Genomic DNA, 15,330 nt, shown 5'->3' with positions numbered 1-15,330 from the left:
CCTCAACACTCAGCGGATCAAGCGACAGCGGCTTCTCGGGGGCCTGATCAACGAATACGAACGAGCCGCGTAAAGCCGCTGGTGAGCACCGGTGAGCGACTTTTGGAACCGCACAGGCTGGCGAATTCGCCGCCGAGCCACTCGCCGACCTCGGTGACGACGTCCTTGCCAGTGCTCGGTATCGCAGTCATTGAGACTCCTTCCTGAGCGAATGCCGAGAATCTGGGCGACGAGACCGGACCGGCGGCAGCGGGTGCCGACGGCTACGTCACGCGGTGGGGATAAGCCGCGGAGCGCCGTTGGAAGGTGAGGATCGCCGGGTTCGCGATGACGCCGTCGCGGATTTCGACGGCGCGTCCGATGGTGTCGTCGGTGTCCCATGCGGAGGGTCCGTCGAGCACGGGTCGCAGCAGGGGGAGCAGGGCCTCGCTGATCTCCCAGGTCGCCGAACTCCACAGGTAGGACGGGCTGTGGTCGACGGCGTAGTAGGTGATGCCTTCGCCGACGGTGAAGGTCGGGTCGGCGAAGGTGGTGGGCCGGGCCCAGCTGAAGCCCATGCCCTCGTCGCACGAGACGTCGACGATGAGGCTGCCTGGTTCGAACGCGTCCAGGTCGGCTTTGACGAGAAACGTCAGCGGCTCGGCGGGATCCTGCAGCACGCAGTTGACGACGATGTCGTGCTCGGCGAGGAATCCGGCGAGGGGGACTCGTCCGCGGTCGGTGAGTGCGTGGCTGCGGCGGGGGTCGCCGGGGCTGTTCGCGTCGTGCTGGAAGTGCACCATCGTCGCGGAGTGGATGGGCGAGCCGACCGCGGTGATGCCGCGGCCGGTGAGGACGCGCACGTCGTGCACGCCGTGTGCGTTGAGCGCGGTGACCGCGCCTCGCGCGGTCGCGCCGAAACCGATGACCACCGCCCGGAGGCGGCGTCCGTAGTCGCCGGTCGACCCGGTCAGCTGCAGGGCGTGCAGGACCGAGCAGTAGCCGGCCAGCTCGTTGTTCTTGTGGAACACGTGCAGCCCGAAGGACCCGTCGCGGGTCCAGTGGTTCATCGCCTCGAACGCGATCAGCGTCAGCCTGCGGTCGACGGCCAGCTGGGTGAGTTCCCGGTCTTGGACGCAGTGCGGCCAGCCCCACAGCACCTGGTGCGGCCGCAGTTCGGCGACGTCGCTCAGCACCGGTTTGGCGAGCAGGACGACGTCGCATTCGGCGATGAGTTCCTCCCGCGTGCGCAGCCCGGCGACGGTGCCTTTCAGCTGTTCGTCGGGCACGCCGAAGTCCTCGCCGTAGCCGTGTTCGAGGTAGATGCGCTCGCGCAGATCGGCGTCGATCCGCTCGAGATGCCGGGGGTGGATCGGCAATCGGCGTTCGTCCGGTTTCCGCGAATGCGCGACGACGCCGAGAGTGAGCTGGTGCACCGGGTTCCTTTTGCTCGATGGTGGTCTGGACAACGTGTGCCCGAGGGCGTTATCGGCGCAGGTCTTCGGGCGTTTCGTCAATGAGGTGCAGCAGTCGCACAGCGAGGGCCTGGCAAGCGGTGTCGGTGAGGCCGGTGTCTTGCTTGAGCAGGTCCCGTACCTTGGCGACGCGTTGGTCGTAGCGGGAGACGAAGTCGATTCGTGCGGTCATGGGTCGTTCCTCTTTCGTGGTTTCGCGGCCGCCAGCGGCGCAGGCGCAGCGGCGGTGGAGCGCGCCTGCTGCGGTCGCGGCGCAGAAGCGGTCCGCGATCGGGTCGTGCGCGTCTGTCTGATGTGGACAGACCGGGCAATCGCCGGACGGCGCCGCGGCGGTCGGCGCCAGCGCGGCGCGCATCGCGATCATCGCCGGGCTCTTCGGCCGGCGGTCGCCGATCCGTTCGCGGCCGTGCGGAACACGCTGGCGACGGTGCCCGGGGAATGGACGGGCTCCGTACGGGCCCGCGGCGGAATGCGGTGCGGTACGTTCATGACGCTCCAGCCCCGGCAACCACCGGAACTGGGACGAGAAGGCCGGCGTGCCGCGATCGTCACCACGTGGCGCGCGAGAACCAGGCGGAGTCCGGGGACGGTGCAAACTCGATTGCCCGCACACGGGATGCTCCCGGACACCACTGACCCTACACGCGCCTGGGCCTCAGCAGGTAACGGTCACCCGCTCGGCGCCGTCCCGGCATCCCGGCGACCGGGCCGCCGGCCGGGGACCGTTCCCGACGGGGATCTCCGGCGGCACCGAGCAGGCCGGTCCGCCGAGGAACCGTGCCGATCGCCGTGACCGGCAACCGCCCGGCCGGATTCGGAGAGCGCGGCCCTGCCGCCGTCGACATCCGTGTTCGGCACCGGCGAGGATCTGGCGCGCCACGCGGTGAACCCGGCGGGCGCGGCTGGAATCTCCGGTGCTTCCGCGCCTCGAACGACGTGCTCACGGCGCTGCGCGGAGCGTGTGTCGCTGGTGAAGCACGACGGTTCGGCGGTTCCGGCGCAGATGGCTGCTGGTTGCGCTCGTGTCGGCGCAGGCGACGCCAGTGCAGACGCGGAATGCGGATCCGCTTGGCAGAGTTTCGTCAGGGGCGGTGTGCTCGAGGGGTACGCACCGAGTTCCGTTCAGCACGATTGCCCGCCCGGCAAGCGCGCGAGCGGGTCGGCCCGCGCGGCGTTCCACCGCAACGCCGCGTCCAGCTGTGCCTCCGAAAGCCGTACCCGTCGCGAGATCTGGCGCAGGGATGCGCGGCTCAGCGACGAGTCCCGGCTGGCCTGGCACAGCAGCCCGAACCACCACTGCTCGTCAACCCATTCGAGCTTGGCCTTGCTCACCAGCGCGGCCAGGTGCTCGTCGCAGCACGCGTGGACGACCCGTTGTCCGGGCAAGGCCAATTCCACGGAATCGACGACCGACGAGTCGCGCACCAGAGCGGTCTGGAGGCTCGTGGACACGGGCCGCTCGCCGCAGTACCCGCAGGGCGGGTCACGACGGCCGGGGATCGCCCCGAAGGGGTAGGCAGGCGGCACCAGAACCTCCGGCTCACTGCGACCAGTTCCGTCTCGCGGGCAGCAAGCCGGTGCCGGGGCGGAACGGCGTCTGCACGATCCCGGGCAGGGCTGAGGCCGTCCCCCTCTGCGGAATCACACTACGGGCACCCTGACGCGATGTCAGTACACCATCCGGGTCCGCCGCAGCCGCAAGCTCGAGCAGAGTGCGCACGAGATCGGCGGTGCGAGAGAGAAAAGCGGCTGCTTGACTTGCGGTGCGAGCGAGTCCGGTCTTCGCCGCCCACGGAGCGCGGCTGGCTCCCGGCAGCAGTGGCCGGGCCGAGAGCTGTCCGGCCGCTTCGGCCGGCGTCGCGGCGCCGGCAGGCAGTAGCGTGGCGTGGTCCGCTGACCGCGGCCACCAGCCGCTGCCGACGTGCCCGCACTCGGAGCGGGCGGCTTCAACGAAACCCGCGCTGCAACGGGCCGCGCGCTGCCTCCGGCCTGAGACTGTCATCCGGCTTCCCATGCTCGAGGTCGCCTTCGTTGCCGTTCGGCCCATGGAGAGGTCGACACCCCCGGCAACAGCGGAGGAACGAAGAGGCAAGCCTGGCATTTCGCCGTACGGCACAGGAAACCGGCCTCGGCGCCGCCCTGCCGGGTCTGCACGGCCGATGTCCGGGCCGGTCCCCTCGAACATTCGGATGAACCTGGTGGCGCGTGTGCTTGCCGACCCGCCAGCCGCAGCTCAGCCGGGCCGGCCTTGTCGTCGGCCGACATCGCGGCCTGTAATCGACAACTGCCGTGCCGCCTGCCGCCACGCGAGCATTGCCGCCGAAACGGCGAAGGTGCTCCCGCCGCGCACCGCACCGGACGCCGCCGAGCAGTCCCGCCGACAGCTCTGTGTATTCGCTTCCGGCCGACTGCCCGGCGTCCGGCGCGGCCGCGGTCTCGCGTTCGTCCATTGTGGAATCCTTAAGCGCGGGAGCGGAAAGCCGCCCGGCCGGGGCGCGGTCGCTTGGCAGGGCGGCGGGCGCTCCGCGAGGTTCCCGGCCCCTCCGCAAGCGACAGGGACACGGCTCTGCCGGTGCGGCACCGGTTCGCCTGCGCCGCACCAGCCGACGAGGTTGGGCAGGGCTCCAGCCGGCGATCGCGGTCCGCGACAGCGGCGACGGCAGCAGCGGGAGGGTGTACTGTCAGCGGTGTCCGAAGGCATTCCGTGTGCGGGTGCAGGAGCCCGCATCGTCCTCGGGTCTCATCCGGTCACGTGAACCGGGGACGGGAGCACGGCATGCAGCCGGCCTACGGCGCACCATCGTCTTCCCAGCGGCCATGATGCCGCCGAGCAGCTGCGGGCGGGTTTGTGCTCCGTCGGCAGCGCCCACTCGGGAGGGTGACGGTGCGGCGTGGCCCGCTGCCGTGCGAATGACGGAACCCGTTGTGCGGAAAGAATAACAACGCAATCTCGGAGCGGTTCGCAGGTCCCGTCGCGGCCCGATGCGCTGATCCGCCCGCAGGACGTACTCCGGCCGCGGTTTCCTCCGGCGCAGAGCCGGTTCCCGCGTCGGCGAGCCCCGGCTTCGGAGCCGTTTTCCGGCGCGTAGGGCCGGTGGTATCGGCGTCCGCCAACGGGCCGGCCGGACGGGAGCGACTGTCCCGGCGAACCTGGCGGCGGGCATGGGAATCGGACTTGTTGCCGGCAGGCGAGCGGTCGCGGTACAAGGGGCCGGACGCCGAGGAGGGCTGTTTCGACAGCGCCCGGCGGCCGCGGTCCCGGAAGCCGGGCACGGAAATCCGCGCCTAGGTCGAACAGTTCGGGCGGGTGGGCCGCAACAGGCTCAAATCCGGTCACTGGGGATCTCGTTTCTTCCCCGCTCCGCCACGGGCCGCACCTGGTTGCCTGCCCGGTTTTCCCGCCGCCGGCAACGCTCCGTCGTGGTGACCAGGCCGCACGTCCGCGACCTGACGATCCCTCCGGAGGCGGATCCGGTTGCCGCGCCTCGCGCGCTGCACGCGGCCGGTCGGACGAAAGGGCCGGGACCGCGTGGGAAATCCTTGTCCGCTCAGGTCATCGGACCGTCCATTCCGGCACAAGGAGCGACGTCTGTCCTGCGCGCGGATCACGGGCCGATCATCGTTGCCGAACCGTCGCAGACGCGGGCTTGGTCCGAGGCTGCCGGCGAGTTGCCGGCGACGGAGCGGCGAGCGCGCCGCTTCCCCCGCCGGCTGGACCGCGGCGGGGCGGCACCGTGCCCGGATGCGGCGGCCAGCCGGACCGGTTCGCCTCGCTCGCGCGGGTGGAATCGGACGACCGTCCGCGCCCGAACTGCCGCCCAAGGGACGCAATCGCGTCCGGCCGCGAAGAAACCCGGCCGGAACGGGTGTGGACGGGATGTCCTGCCGGGTACCTCTCCTTGATGAGAATCCGGATATCGGCCCGTTGCGTTCCCTCCGCGAGTCTGTCCGCCGGGACGGATCGCGGCGGATGACCGGCAGCGGAGGGGACAATGGATGCCCGTGGACGCTCGACGTGCGCGGGACCGGCCTCTCGTCGGTGCCCGCCGTCCGCGTCTGGGCGGCCGGTCTGCTCGGCAGCCTCAGCGCCGATCGTCGGCTCGACGTGCTCCTGGTGCTCGACGAACTCGTGACGAACGCCCATGCGCACACCCTCGGCCCGACGTGGGTCCGGCTGACCGAACAGCCCCGGCCTTGCCTGGTCGTCGTGGAAGCGGACGACCTCTCGCACGGCTGGCCGGTCGTCCGTGCTCGGGGAGGGACCGCGCCGCACGGACGGGGGATGCAGCTCGTGGACCGGCTCGCGGACGAGTGGGGAGTGCACGACAATCTGGACGGAAAGACCGTGTGGGCGCGCTTGGGCTGGTCCGGGGAAGGCGTCCGCCGGCGGTGAGTGTCGCCCGCCGAGCCCGACAGCGACCAAGGCGGTCGTGGAGATCGACCAGAGGAAGCGGACTGGCCCTGGCCGCAGTCGTGGCGGCCGGTTGCGACGACCAGACAGCCTGGCTTGCCCCGCAGCCGTCGCGGACGGCCGAACTGGAGCGTGCGGAGCACCGTGGCGAGGTACGGACACAGGTGCGCGAGTGCCCGATGCCGCGGAACTCGCCGAGATGCCGGAGCGTTCGGAGCATCGGCTTCGTGACCGGCGTCCGCCGCCGATGGAGATCAGCACGCGGCGGGCGACATCCGGCGCAACCTCCGTGCGGGGCTGGAGATCGGGGCATTCGAACCGACTAGCAGCAAAGCAGGCAGCGGGGTCCGCCTTTCCGATCAGCGACAGTCCGGCCGTGTTCGGGAAATTCTTCCGGGCAGGCAAAGGCCTTCGCGGCGATCGGGCACGCAAGGCGTGTCGCGCGGTTTCAGCCGTCCGCGGAGCAGCGCACGCGCATCCCTCTTGGGCGGCGTCGCTCTCGACAAGGAACCCGGTTCCGATCCTCAGCGCACCTTCTGCCGGCTGGGCAAGCTCTGGAACATCGACACACACCAGCGACTGATTCCGGGATCTCGCCGCAGTGGTCGCGAGCGGGCGAAAAGACCTTCTGCCTCGGGGTCGCGAGTCGCGAGTCCTGTCGCGAACTTCGTGCCAGGGCTGGTTGCGATGAGGCAAAGCGAGAACGAGACGCGACCGATCGCAGCTCGATGCGGCACCGGAGCCGTGGCGATCGCGGCGGGCGCGAAATGGACGTTGCGCGCGGTGTGTTCTTCCGCCGCATCCTCGGCGTCCGGATCACCGTGCCGGCAGCCGAATGTCCGATTAGCGCGCGACCTTGCTCACGGCGTATTGCACCGCACGGGCTTTCGGTCATCTGGTCGCTGTTCGGCGGCCGACCCGATAGATTGAGGACGTGTCAGACGGCGAACTCGAACCGCGCGGTGGTGACGTAGCGCGCGGGAATCAGCGTGCGTCCGATGCCGACCGCGACCGTGCGGTGGAACTGCTCCGGCAGGCCGTCGGTGACGGCCTGCTCGGTCTCGACGAGTTCAGCGACCGGGTCGGCGTCGTGCTCGCGGCGGGGACCCGGGGACAGATGGAATCGGTGCTGGCCGATTTACCCGGGCTGTCGCTGTTTCCGCCCGAACCGCCGTTCTCCGAACCACCCGCGCTCGTGCTCCGCACCACCAACGGTTCGGTCAAGCAGGAGGGCGAGTGGGTCGTTCCGCGGCGGATCCTGGCGCAGTGCGGCTCTGGCCGCGTCCGGATCGACTTCACCCGGGCTGTGTGCCGGCACACGGAAATCCAGCTGAAAATGGTCTGCACCGGCTCGGGGCAGGTGCAGGTGACCGTGCCGCGCGGATGGTCGATCCGCGTCGAGGAGCTGAGCGCGACCAGCGGCAGGGTCATCGACAAGGCGGCGGACCCGTATGTGCCGGGTTCCCCGTTGATCCGGGTGTCCGGCGAGCTGGCCAGTGGACGGCTCAAGATAAGGCATCCGCGCGAGACCTGAATGGCCGACACGACGAGGGCGGTCCGCTCAGTCGATGACGGTCGGTGTCGCGCTGAGCCAAGCGCTGCGAGCCGGCTGACTCCGGAGACCGACGCGGCGACGTGGAACGCAGGACCGCCATTGGCCGGGCTTTCGAAGCTCCGCGCGTGCCGAACAGGGAACTGCCGTCCGAATCCGCGTCGCGCGGACCGGTTCCGAACGGTCGCTCGCGGCGGCGGCCAGCCCAGAACGGGATCGTCTCCGTCGCGGGGCGCGGCGGTTCGCGATAGGCATGGGCGAGCAGAAGGGCGTCCGGCGCCTGCTTTCGCGGCCTGCTGGAAATTTCCTTTCGCTGAAGCGAAAGACGCCGATGGCAGGGGTGGAATCAGTCCGTTCAGGATTCCCTGGCACTGGTGTCGGCGCGTGCCGACGCAGTTTCGCGCCGGCTCGACCACGCGAGAGATGGCGACGGATCAGCTGTGACTGGAAGACCTGGGCACTCCGAGGTTGTGCCTGCCCGGCCGTGGACTTCGGGGCGGGTGTGCCTGGCACGGCTCCGGCTGGTTGCGCGGTGCTTCCGGATGTGTTGTGGTTCAGTCGCTTTCTCGCCGCCACAGCTCGCCCGGCCGGCTCGCCCGCCAGAGCGGACGACCAGGTTCGCTTGGCGCGAGAAAGATCGTGATCCGTCGGGCGGCCGCTTGCGGGAACAACGCGGAGGAGGCCGCCCCGCCGCCGCGGCGACCCTGCGGTGGGCGCTCGTCCCGCCGGAGGGTCGCGGGAAAATCTAGGCTGACGCGGGGATGCGGCCGCCGTCGACGTCCCAGCGCTGGGTCGCGTCGTCCATCGCGCCGGCGGCCGCCGCCTCGTGGTCGGTCTCGCTGGGGGCGGCGAGCAGGGACTCGACGGTATCGAGGTGGTCCCGGTGCGCCGCGGCCGCCAGAATGCGATGCGCGTCGGTTTGCCCGGTCTCCGGCGGTACGACCAGCAGAACCAGCCGGCGCGGTCCCCGCGCTCCGGTGACGGTCACCGTGTCGGGGTGGTGCGCGCGGAATCCTTCGAGCCGGATCGCGGAGCCGTCGACGGTGAGCCGGCGCTGAGCCGGAGTCCAGGCGGCGAGGTGGTAGGAGACCCGTTCGATCCGGTCCAGCCGCGCGGCGAGCATCGCGAGCAACGCCGGCAGTTCCACGGCTAGTTCGCGGGTGTAGGGCCACCATGCGCCGTCGACGTATCCCGTTGCTGGGCCGTCCGGTTTCAGCCGCAGGCGTGGTGCGCGCCAGGCCGGTGTGGCGGCTTTCCTGGCCGAGACAGTGCTGGCGACGGTGCGGAGGTTCGGTGCCATGGCGGCGTTCCCGTCCCCGGCCGCTGTCACCGTCCGGACTGGGTGCCGAGGACGGCGCAAGCTTGACCGCTCACGCACGAGATGCTCTCGGACACTGCCAACACTACACCCTTTGCCTCCCCGGCCGCGGAAACGCCGACGGCAGCGGGACTTCGCTTCTGAGCAGCCGGAAATCGGGACGAGAAAAAGAACCGTTCACGGGGAAGACGCCGCGCCCGCGCGGGTCGTCCTCTTCCGTCCCGGTCGTCGACCGGCCGCGGCTCAAGCCCCCGAACTCGGCGAGGGGTTTCGCGGACTGCGCGTCGTGGCCGCGGTGCGGGCCGGCCGGTCACGGTGTTGTCGTGATGTGGAAGGCGTAGTGCCCGTTGATGTCCTTTCGGACGTCGAGTGTTTTGTCGGCGAGCCGGACGCGGGTCTCGCGGGCGAGGAACACCTGGGTGTCGCCGGTCGCGATGATGTCCTCCCCGGCCGCGGGGTAGGCGGCGACGTCCACGGCGAATGCGGCGCCGTCCTCGGGAAGGCCGTCGAGCGTGAGGCGCAGGCCGCCTTCGGCGTGGAAGTTCTGGGATGCGGTGAGCTGGTTGATCGCTTCGGTGGCTGCTCCGGTCAAGGTGAACATCGATGGTTCGCTTTCTGCGTGTTGTGATCAGGCGGCGTCGCCGCGCCTTGTGCTGGGTGGATCGGTGGCAGACGGCGCGTGCTGCGTGCGGGCAGGTCCGAAAGCTGGGCATCCTGGGGCCAGAGGTCGTGCTTGTGCGGCGGGGTCCGCGCAGCCAGCGAACCGAGGGGGCTGGTAGCGGGGTCGGTCGTCGGGAGGGCGGAGTGCGGGCTGGTCGGCGCTGCCCTCGTGATTCTGCTGCGAATACCGGGGCGCGTGGGCGTTCCTGGTGCGATTTCTGCCGTGCCTGTTGTCGCGGACCGCTCCGATGCGGAAGCGTCGTCTCGCGCACGGCGTCCGCGACAACCCTGGCCTGCCGCTGTTCATTCCCGCCTGGCGCCGGTCAGGCAGCCTCCAGTGCTCCGCTGGCGGCGAGGATCACGTGCGCCGCGTCGGTGCTGTCCGGGTCGATGGCCGAGCACAGGGCGCGTTCCGCCGCCGCCGGGCTTGCTTCCGGCGGGATCACCAGCAGCGTCAGGTGGTGGATGCGCGGGCCGATGACCACGACTGTGTGCTGCTGGAGGCCGTAGAACGCGGCCAGCCGCACGAGAGCCGGTCCGTGGGCGAGCCGGGCGGGTGCGAGGTCCCAGGCGCCGGGGTTGAAACCGATCCGGTCCACCCGGCCGAAGCGGTCGACGAGCGCGGCGGCGAGTGCGCTGAATTCCGTGACCGGTTCCCGCGAACGGGGCCACCAAGCGCCGTCGAAGCAGCCTTTCGCCGCGTGCTGTTCTTTGAAGCGCAATCGCCGCCCGAGAGCGGGCGGTCCGAGCACGACGCCCGTGCTGGACTCGTTCGAGGCGTACTCCATGATGGCGCTCCTGTCCGGCCGGTGCGGGACCGTTCCGGCAGCGGATGCCTGCGGAGGCGGACCTGTCTGCCAAGCCTACGCCGAAAGGGAGACCGCCCGGCGGAATCAGCCGGATTTCCTTGTGCCGGGCCGGAATGGCGGACGGCAGCTGCTCCCGCCAGGCTCCCGAGCGCGCCGGATTCCGTTGGCGCGAAACTATCGCCGGGCGCGGCTGACCGTCAGGAGTAGGCTGGGCGCAGGCGGTGAAGGCGGTTCCGGTGAGCGTGGCACAGGCCGCGCTCCAGGACCCGCGCGGCCGCATTCCGAAGGGACCGCACATGCAGGTCGAGATCAGCACCGACAACAACGTTCCCGGCAGCGCGGAGCTGAACCGCTGGGCCGAGGAGGAACTCCGTGCCGCGCTCTCGCGGTTCAGCGACCACCTGATCCGGCTGGAGGCGCACCTCAGCGACGAAGTCGCGTCCGGTGCCGCCGGGGTGGACCGCCGGTGCGTGCTCGAGGCCCGTCCCGAGGGCAAGTCCGCCGTCGTGGTCACCCACTTCGCGGGTTCGGTGGACGAGGCGCTTCGCGGGGCGACGCGCAAGCTGGCAGGCATTCTCGACCGGCAGCACGACCAGGCCGCACACCACAAGGGCGGCGACACTGTCCGATATGGACGGTCGGCGAACCAGGGCTGACTCCCGATGTCCGGAACACAAGCCGCGTCGCCTCGGCTTGCTGAGTGTCCACACAGGACGCCGTCGTCGCCGAAATATCCGAGTAGCGCCCGATGTGAGTTTCGACAGGTCCGTGAGGGGAACCCTGAGGGGCTCAGAGTCTTGACCGTTCCCCGGGAGTTGGACTGGGAATCGAGTTCCGGCTTGCGGCGAGCGTGTTCGTTGTATTCGTGCAGTTCGTTGTCTGAGGGGCAGCGGGAGGCTGCTGTGGTGTTGTTCGAGGCCGGGCGCGGCCGCAAGGCGGTCGCGGCCCGGTTGGGCGTGTCGGAGACGGCGGTGCAACGCTTGCGTGATCGTTGAATGCTGCGGAGCGCGGGGGCGCTGATGAACAAACCGGACCGGCGGTCGTTCGNGGGGCGTTGATGAACAAACCGGACCGGCGGTCGTTCGCGTTCGAGTTCAAGCTCGAGGTCGTGGCCCGCTATGTCGGCGGGGAGGCGACCGCGCTCGAGCTGGCCCGCGATCACGGGTTGCGGCCCCGGCGGAAAGGCCGTCCCCCGGCCGCAGCGGCGGAGCGGTCCGGGCCGGGCGAGTTGGAGTGGTTGCGCGCGGAGAACCTGCGGCTGTCGGCGAAGGTGGCCTGCCTGGAAAATTGCGGGCCTTGAGGGAGCAGGGGCGAGGGTGAAAACCCAGGCGATCGCCGCCCTCAAGGTCGACTACTCGCTGCTGGTGGTCGCGGGACTGGCCCGGTCGACGTTCTTCTACCACCAGGCTCGCCTGGGCCGGCCCGACCCGCACGCCGGGCTCAAGACCGCGGTCGCCGAGGCGTTCGAGGCCGCCCGCGGCCGCTACGGGCACCGGCGGATCCACGCGGTGCTGGTCCGCGACGGCTGGCAGATCGCCAAGAAGACCGTGCTCAAGGTCATTAACACCCTCGGCCTGGTCTGCAAGATCCGGCGGCCGCGCCGGCGCCGGTCCTGGCCGGCATGACCGCCGAGAACCCGCTCGACCGCCAGTTCGGCGCCGACGCTCCGAACAGGAAATGGGTCACCGACGTGACCGAGTTCCGCATCGGCGACCGCAAGGTCTACCTGTCACCGATCATCGACCTGTTCGCCCGCTCCGTCGTCGCCTGGGCCTGCGGCCCGTCCCCGTCGCTGGACCTGACCACCACCTCGCTGCGTGGGGCGATCGCCGCCCTGCCCCCGGTGCCGCGCCGCTGGTCCACACCGACCAGGGCTTCCGGTACCGGCACCGCTCCTGGCGCGCCCTGATCGAGGAAGCGGGCCTGACCCAGTCCAGGTCACGCCGCGCCACCTGCCTCGACAACGCCATTGTCGAGAACTTCTTCAGCCACCTCAAAGGAGAACTGTTCCACCACAACAGCTTCGACACCATCGAGGAATTCACCGCCGCACTGCACGACTACATCCACTGGTACAACACCACCCGCATCTCCACCACCCTCGGAGGCCTCAGCCCAACCGAATACCGAGCCCAAACCCTCACCGCCTGACCTCCACCCCAACCGGTCCAACTTCTGCGGACCGGTTCAACCGAGCGCGGTCCGCGGGAATGGGACGCGCACTTTCTCGTCGCCGGCGATTTCCTGCGCGTACTGCCGCGCGGCCCGGGTTTCGAACCGCACCGCCCGTCCGCCGGTCACACCGCCGCGCGTGCCGGTGCCGGAGGTCATCGAGTCGGCCAGCCCCCGTCCGGTCACGGCGTGCAGGTAGAACTCGGCTTCGAGGTATTCCAGGTCGAGTGCGAAGTTGAGCACCGCGCCGTCGCTCACCTGGCCGGAGTCTTGCGCGACCGGGGCGGCCTCGCGGACGGCGGCCCCGGCGGGGTTCGTGAGGGCGCCGAGCCCGAGAGCGCCGGCCACGTCGAGCCCGGCCATGCCTGCGGCTTGCAGGAAATTGCTTCGGTCCTGGGGACTCTCCGCGCTCCGGGCGATCATCGAGGCGGCATAGCGGGTGCCAAACACGGGCGATCTCCTTCCCGCCCGGCGCGAACGCCGGCAATTCCCGCACGGACAGCCGTCCGCGCGGGAATGGCCTTCGTGGACGGTCCTGCTTCGTCACCGGGAGCGGTTTGGACGGGTCAGTCCTCCGATCGGGGGCACCGCGGAAATCGGGAAGAAATCCGTTCCAGGTCACTCCGCCGACGGGATACGGAGAGCGATGAGTGCATTGTGGACTATGACGCGACCGCTGATCGCGGTGCGGATCTCGAGCGGAGAGCCGGTCTCGTTCCGCTCAGAAGGCGATGCGAGCCGGCCAGCTCACCGCATACGCGGGGATTCGGGTATCGCCAATCCTGCTTCGCGGGGATCTTGCCGGCTGGGCAGGGTCCGGAGCGGAAGTCCGAGCGGCACGGCTCCCCGCCGATAACCGGGATGCCGGCCCGCGCACCGAGCTTGTGCGCGGCGTTCTCCGCCGAGCCCTCGGGTCCGGCCTTGTTTGGGGCCGCGTCCTGGCGGGAATTCGCGTAGTGCGACCGGTCGCCCCAGTCCCCGGCATCGCAGAACTCGGGAAGGAATCCCATGGTCACATCGCCGGTGACTCCGCCGACCAAGGTCGGCGCCGAGACGACCGCGTCGCGCAAGGAATTCGGCGCTCTCGTCCGGCTCGTGCGGGGAGCGGGCTTGCTGGAGCGGCGTTATGGTTACTACGCGGTGAAAATCGCTCTCACCGCGCTCGCTCTGGCCGCCGGGTGCCTGGTTTTCGTCCTGGTGGGCGATTCGTGGTGGCAGCTGGTCACCGCGGTGTTCTTCGCGGTGATGTTCACCCAGATCGCGTTCCTCGGCCATGACGCCGGGCACAACCAGATCTTCCGGACCGGACCGGCCAACGACCGCGTCGGCCGGATGCTCGGCGGGATCGTCGGGATCAGCTACGGCTGGTGGATGGGCAAGCACACCCGCCACCACGCCAACCCCAACCACGAGGACGAGGATCCGGACCTCGACATCCCGTTGCTCGCGTTCACCCGCGGGCAGTCGCGCGACCGCAGCGGGCTCGTGCGCTGGACGGCCAAGCACCAGGCCGCGCTGTTTTTCCCGTTGCTGCTGCTGGAAGGGCTGAACCTGCACTGGGCCGGTGTCGAAGCCGCGTGGCGCGGGGAGATCGCGGCGCGCCGGACGGAAGCGGTTCTGCTGCTCGTGCATGCCGCCGTGTACCTCGCCGCGGTGTTCGTGGTGCTGTCCCCGCCGGTGGCGATCGCGTTCATCGCCGTCCACCAGGGACTGTGGGGGGTGTACATGGGCTGCTCGTTCGCGCCCGGACACAAGGGCATGCCCACCTACGCCCGGGAGACCAGGCCGGACTTCCTGACCCGGCAGATCCTTACCAGTCGCAACGTCCGCGGCGGCCGCTGCGTCGATTTCGCCCTCGGCGGCCTGAATTACCAGATCGAGCACCACCTGTTCCCCGGCATGCCGCGCGCCAACCTTCGCCGAGCCCAACCCCTGGTACGCGCGTTCTGCACCGACCGCGGCATCGAGTACGCCGAATGCGGACTGTTCACGACCTACCGCCACGTGCTCAACCACCTGCACGACGTCAGCGCCCCGCTCCGCGCGCGCGGCGCCGCCTGAGAACGAGGCCGCGCCGCGCGCGCGACTCACGACGACGGATCTGCCCCGCGGTCAGCCCGCGCAGGACGGACTACCGGTGTTCGCCTCGATGCTCGCCGACCTCGTACCGGCCGTATACCGTGCCGTAACTCGACTGTGGTTCGCTGACCTGCTGTTTGTCCGGGTGAGGGTTATGCGATGCTCTCCGGCCGTGCTGTTTCGACTGATGTATTTGGTCATGGTGACGTTGTTCGGCTGGTGGGGTCTGCTTTCTCGGTCCGCTAGGGCCAAGGACGTCGAGATACTGGTGCTTCGCCACGTGTGGGGTTCCAGAAGTCTAATCATGCATTCTGACCTGCGGCAATTGCTCTTTCGGCGGGTAGGGCATGATCGCCGGGCATGTCGCTGCGTCTGCTCTACCTGATCTTCCTCCGGCTGCTGGGTCTGTTGGTGTTGCTCGGTCGTTCGTCGGCGTCCAAGAACATCGAGTTGCTGGTGCTGCGCCATGAGGTCGCCGTACTGCGCCGAAGCAACCCGAAACCTCGCCTGGACTGGGCCGACCGGGCTGTGTTCGCCGCGCTGGTCCGGCTGATGCCCAAGACGCTGCGAACACACCGGCTGGTTACCCCGGGAACGATCCTGCGCTGGCACCGTCGGCTGGTAGCCGCGAAGTGGACCTATCCGCACCGGCATGGGCGTCCGCCCGTTGATGAGGCGATCGCCGGGCTGATCGAGCGGATGGCCACAGAAAACCACAGCTGGGGCTACAAGAGGATCCAGGGTGAGCTGCTCAAGCTTGGCCACCGGGTCGGGGCCTCGACGATCCGGCGGATTCTGAAGCGTGCGCGCATACCTCCAGCGCCGGCCCGGCACATCGACACGTCCTGGCGGCAGTTCCTGCGCACGCAGGCCTC

The 15,330-nt window shown here is 69.8% G+C and carries 16 protein-coding genes and 1 pseudogene; 9 read left to right on the top strand and 8 right to left on the bottom strand.

The genetic code is table 11. The annotated features are described in order from the left end of the window. Positions 1-47: 47 nt before the first annotated feature. From EIZ45_RS46370 to EIZ45_RS45610, 4 genes are all read right to left on the bottom strand, one after another. The gene (locus EIZ45_RS46370) at positions 48-191 is read right to left on the bottom strand and encodes a hypothetical protein (protein WP_167756738.1); all 144 of its coding nucleotides are present in this window, start codon (positions 189-191) and stop codon (positions 48-50) included. A gap of 72 nt (positions 192-263) precedes the next feature. Then, entirely contained in the window at positions 264-1,415 is a 1,152-nt protein-coding gene (locus EIZ45_RS45620) for a N(5)-(carboxyethyl)ornithine synthase (RefSeq protein ID WP_134670396.1), read from the bottom strand. Positions 1,416-1,464: 49 nt separating this feature from the next. Continuing rightward, the gene (locus tag EIZ45_RS47290; RefSeq protein WP_240690961.1) at positions 1,465-1,818 is read right to left on the bottom strand and encodes an RGCVC family protein; all 354 of its coding nucleotides are present in this window, start codon (positions 1,816-1,818) and stop codon (positions 1,465-1,467) included. A 758-nt stretch (positions 1,819-2,576) separates the two neighbouring features. Further along, positions 2,577-2,906, bottom strand: coding sequence for a hypothetical protein (locus tag EIZ45_RS45610; protein WP_134670394.1), 330 nt, complete (start codon positions 2,904-2,906; stop codon positions 2,577-2,579). A 2,518-nt stretch (positions 2,907-5,424) separates the two neighbouring features. Here EIZ45_RS45610 and EIZ45_RS45605 point away from each other — a divergent pair. Further along, a complete protein-coding gene (locus EIZ45_RS45605) occupies positions 5,425-5,847 on the top strand; it encodes an ATP-binding protein (protein ID WP_134670392.1) in 423 nt (140 codons plus the stop codon). Between the two features lie 952 nt (positions 5,848-6,799). After that, complete coding sequence (locus EIZ45_RS45600) at positions 6,800-7,399, top strand: DUF1707 domain-containing protein (RefSeq protein ID WP_167756737.1); 600 nt, start codon at positions 6,800-6,802, stop codon at positions 7,397-7,399. A 763-nt stretch (positions 7,400-8,162) separates the two neighbouring features. Here the strand turns inward: EIZ45_RS45600 and EIZ45_RS45595 are convergent. The 3 genes from EIZ45_RS45595 to EIZ45_RS45585 form a co-directional block, all read right to left on the bottom strand. Continuing rightward, positions 8,163-8,717 carry a DUF5994 family protein gene (locus tag EIZ45_RS45595; RefSeq protein WP_205670331.1) on the bottom strand — a complete coding sequence of 185 codons (555 nt, stop codon included), beginning with the start codon at positions 8,715-8,717 and terminating at the stop codon, positions 8,163-8,165. Between the two features lie 328 nt (positions 8,718-9,045). Then, on the bottom strand, positions 9,046-9,336 hold the full coding sequence (locus EIZ45_RS45590) for a hypothetical protein (protein ID WP_134670387.1): 291 nt from the start codon (positions 9,334-9,336) through the stop codon (positions 9,046-9,048). Between the two features lie 382 nt (positions 9,337-9,718). After that, positions 9,719-10,183, bottom strand: coding sequence for a DUF5994 family protein (locus EIZ45_RS45585; protein ID WP_134670385.1), 465 nt, complete (start codon positions 10,181-10,183; stop codon positions 9,719-9,721). Positions 10,184-10,440: 257 nt separating this feature from the next. Here EIZ45_RS45585 and EIZ45_RS45580 point away from each other — a divergent pair, with 257 nt between their 5' ends. The 5 genes from EIZ45_RS45580 to EIZ45_RS47270 all read left to right on the top strand — a co-directional run bounded on the left by EIZ45_RS45580 (position 10,441) and on the right by EIZ45_RS47270 (position 12,355). After that, on the top strand, positions 10,441-10,860 hold the full coding sequence (locus EIZ45_RS45580; protein ID WP_240690960.1) for an HPF/RaiA family ribosome-associated protein: 420 nt from the start codon (positions 10,441-10,443) through the stop codon (positions 10,858-10,860). Positions 10,861-11,261: 401 nt separating this feature from the next. Continuing rightward, positions 11,262-11,504, top strand: a complete 243-nt coding sequence (locus EIZ45_RS47285; protein WP_240692054.1) for a transposase — start codon at positions 11,262-11,264, stop codon at positions 11,502-11,504. A gap of 16 nt (positions 11,505-11,520) precedes the next feature. Continuing rightward, on the top strand, positions 11,521-11,829 hold the full coding sequence (locus EIZ45_RS47280) for an IS3 family transposase (protein ID WP_240692053.1): 309 nt from the start codon (positions 11,521-11,523) through the stop codon (positions 11,827-11,829). Next, the gene (locus EIZ45_RS47275) at positions 11,826-12,113 is read left to right on the top strand and encodes a DDE-type integrase/transposase/recombinase (protein ID WP_240690962.1); all 288 of its coding nucleotides are present in this window, start codon (positions 11,826-11,828) and stop codon (positions 12,111-12,113) included. Before EIZ45_RS47280 ends, EIZ45_RS47275 begins: the two co-directional genes overlap by 4 nt. Beyond that, positions 12,059-12,355: an IS3 family transposase gene (locus EIZ45_RS47270; protein WP_240692055.1), complete on the top strand. Its 297-nt coding sequence runs from the start codon at positions 12,059-12,061 to the stop codon at positions 12,353-12,355. Before EIZ45_RS47275 ends, EIZ45_RS47270 begins: the two co-directional genes overlap by 55 nt. 36 nt (positions 12,356-12,391) lie before the next feature. Here EIZ45_RS47270 and EIZ45_RS45570 read toward each other — a convergent pair whose 3' ends face one another. Next, on the bottom strand, positions 12,392-12,826 hold the full coding sequence (locus EIZ45_RS45570; protein WP_205670334.1) for a ferritin-like domain-containing protein: 435 nt from the start codon (positions 12,824-12,826) through the stop codon (positions 12,392-12,394). Between the two features lie 558 nt (positions 12,827-13,384). On the opposite strand from EIZ45_RS45570, the gene EIZ45_RS45565 reads away from it, so the two are divergent. Both EIZ45_RS45565 and EIZ45_RS45560 read left to right on the top strand, forming a co-directional pair. Then, the gene (locus EIZ45_RS45565) at positions 13,385-14,437 is read left to right on the top strand and encodes an acyl-CoA desaturase (RefSeq protein ID WP_134670434.1); all 1,053 of its coding nucleotides are present in this window, start codon (positions 13,385-13,387) and stop codon (positions 14,435-14,437) included. 378 nt (positions 14,438-14,815) lie between these two features. Further along, positions 14,816-15,330 (top strand): annotated as a pseudogene (locus EIZ45_RS45560) (helix-turn-helix domain-containing protein); the annotation flags it as partial.

This window comes from Amycolatopsis sp. CFH S0740, assembly GCF_004522315.1.
GTDB lineage: Bacteria > Actinomycetota > Actinomycetes > Mycobacteriales > Pseudonocardiaceae > Amycolatopsis > Amycolatopsis nivea.
The sequence above is the reverse complement of the archived record's forward strand: the minus strand, read 5'-3'. Positions and strand labels throughout refer to the sequence as shown.